This window comes from Microcystis sp. M53598_WE2 (assembly GCF_030067735.1).
Classification (GTDB): Bacteria; Cyanobacteriota; Cyanobacteriia; order Cyanobacteriales; family Microcystaceae; genus Microcystis; species Microcystis aeruginosa.
Genome location: NZ_JASJFE010000739.1, coordinates 1 through 2605, shown reverse-complemented (window position 1 = coordinate 2605; position 2605 = coordinate 1). Strand labels below are relative to the sequence as shown.

The 2605-nt window shown below is 42.4% G+C and carries 2 protein-coding genes; one reads left to right on the top strand and one right to left on the bottom strand.

Features of this window, described 5'->3' with window-relative positions:
- Window positions 1-369: 369 nt before the first annotated feature.
- Window positions 370-948: a peptide deformylase gene (gene def, locus PX636_RS15035; RefSeq protein WP_288117705.1), complete on the bottom strand. Its 579-nt coding sequence runs from the start codon at window positions 946-948 to the stop codon at window positions 370-372.
- Between the two features lie 170 nt (window positions 949-1118).
- On the opposite strand from def, the gene dnaA reads away from it, so the two are divergent.
- A complete protein-coding gene (gene dnaA / locus PX636_RS15030; protein WP_288117704.1) occupies window positions 1119-2453 on the top strand; it encodes a chromosomal replication initiator protein DnaA in 1335 nt (444 codons plus the stop codon).
- The last annotated feature ends 152 nt before the right edge of the window (window positions 2454-2605 follow it).

The window sequence follows — 2605 nt, the reverse complement described above, 5'->3', positions numbered from 1 at the left end:
GTCAATAAATACCCTTTGCTAGAGTATTTATTTTTCTGGACATCTAGACGACAACTAATGAATGAAAGCTATTCGGTTATTCCCTCGTCTTTGGGGTTATCTCCGTGGGGAAACCTGGAAAAATTGATTTTCCTAGTCACCGAAAAAGTCTTGAGTATCTCCCTAGTTAATTGAGGGCAGAGTTCTACTGCATAATTAATTTATTTTGTCAAGTAGTTCATTTGTTTGTTAGGGCAGGTTTCCTAGAATGATAATCGTTATCATTTTAACAAAAAATTTAGATTTACCAACAAAAATTTTGTCGCCAGATAAAGATAGTCCCGTTAAGCTATTTAACTTATTTTGAAGATGTAGAGAGATTTTGCGATTTTATCGCTTATATTCAGCAATATTACTGATTTTTTGGTATTCTTCCTCCGAGTATAAATCCGCCGGAGAAGCAAGGCGATCAAGAAAGAGGATTCCTTCCAGATGATCGTATTCGTGTTGAAAGATGCGCGCGACAAAATCCCTGAAAACTTGACGGATTTCGCCACCATTGCGATCGCAATATGCCACCTCGATCCACTGATGACGGGGGACAAAACCGCGTAAATTGGGGACACTGAGGCAACCTTCCCAACCCTTGACCATTTCCTCGCTGACCCGCAAAATGCGAGGATTAATCACGGCAGTGGGTGGCATCATCGGAGCGTCGGGATAACGAGGATTGGGGTGAGAAGCAACGATAAACAGACGCAGAGACCGAGCAACTTGGGGCGCGGCGATTCCCACCCCGTGGGCAGCTTGCACGGTGGTAATCAGGGAATCGATCAAATTTTGACAGTCAGCATCGAGAAGATTATCGATCGCTGCTGCTTTTTGCTGTAGAATTGGATTTCCTAATTGGGTGATTGTTAAAACTTGTGTCATCTGTATAAGGATTAATTGTTTACCTCTGAAAATCATTTTATCTTGAGCGGCAAAATCTCGCTAAACTGATAAGGTTTCCCCGCAGCAGCACTAGAGCAACTTTGTTAATCAAAATTAACCGTGGATAGGCGTTGGGTTTCATGCTTCAACCCAACCTACGTTCATCTTATATTTAATTACACCCACCCACTTAATCAAAATTAACCGTGGACAGCAGCGCCCAACAACTTTGGCATAATCTCCTAGAGCGTCTAAAATTACTATTAACCCGTCCCGCTTTCGAGACTTGGTTTCAAACGGCGACGGTTAAAGAATGGCAAAACGATCGCTTAGTAATTCAGGCTGCCAATCCTTTTATTCTTAACCATCTTCAGAAAAATTATCTGTCAACAATTGCTGAAGTAGTGGAGGATATCGTCGGTTATCCCGTCGAGATTCAATTAACGGCACAACAGGGCGATTTGATCGCTATTTTCCAGCCCAACACTAGCTTAGAATCAGAATTATCTCCCACCAATCAACTTAACCCTAAATATAATTTTTCCCGTTTTGTTGTCGGTCCAACTAATCGCATGGCCCACGCGGCCGCTTTAGCGGTGGCGGAATTACCTGGACGCGAATTTAACCCGCTTTTTCTCTGTGGTGGGGTGGGGTTAGGTAAAACCCATTTAATGCAAGCGATCGGTCATTATCGTCTAGAATTATATCCCCAATCTAGGGTTTTTTATGTATCGACGGAACAATTTACGAATGATTTAATCACCGCTATCCGTCAAGATAGTATGGAAAGTTTTCGTAATCATTATCGTCATGCTGACATATTATTAGTGGATGATCTGCAATTTATTGAAGGAAAAGAATACACTCAAGAAGAATTTTTTCATACCTTTAATACCCTGCACGAAGCGGGAAAACAGGTGGTTTTAGCCTCCGATCGCTTGCCCAAACAGATTCCCAGTTTACAGGATCGTTTAATTTCTCGCTTTTCTATGGGATTAGTGGCCGATATCCAAGCACCAGATATCGAAACTCGCATGGCAATTTTACAAAAAAAGGCCGAGTACGAAAATCTGCGTCTCCCAAGAGAAGTTATCGAATATATTGCCGTTAATTATACTTCTAATATTCGCGAATTAGAGGGGGCATTAATCCGGGCTACTACTTATATTTCTATCTCCGGATTGCCGATGACGGTAGAAAATATCGCGCCAGTTTTAAATCCACCAATGGCCAAAATTGCCACTTCTCCTGAGATTATTATGGCGGTAGTAGCGGAAAAGTTTCAACTCTCGATCGCCGATCTAAAAGGAAATTCCCGCCGACGAGAAATTAGTTTTGCCCGACAGATTGGGATGTATTTAATGCGTCAACACACGGATTTAAGCTTACCGCGCATTGGCGAAGAATTTGGCGGCAAAGATCACACCACCGTTATTTATAGCTGTGATAAAATCAACCTTTCCCAGCATCAAGACCGACAATTACAAGAAATCTTAGCCCAACTAATCGAGCGAATTAACTCCCTCAGTCGCAATCAGTAGTCGGGGGTAATTTTGACATCCTCGCCGCCCTAAAAGTGCGGCGATTCCTAAACCTCACGATTTAAGTTTCTGCTTCCACCACCGTCGCATACCACAGTTAAAAAACCATGTACTGTCTTACACAGAGTCCACAGACTTTCGCCCCATTTCAG

Excerpts from the sequence above, each read along its gene's own strand:
- def (WP_288117705.1), bottom strand. The coding sequence starts at position 948 with ATGATTTTCAGAGGTAAACAATTAATCCTTATACAGATGACACAAGTT.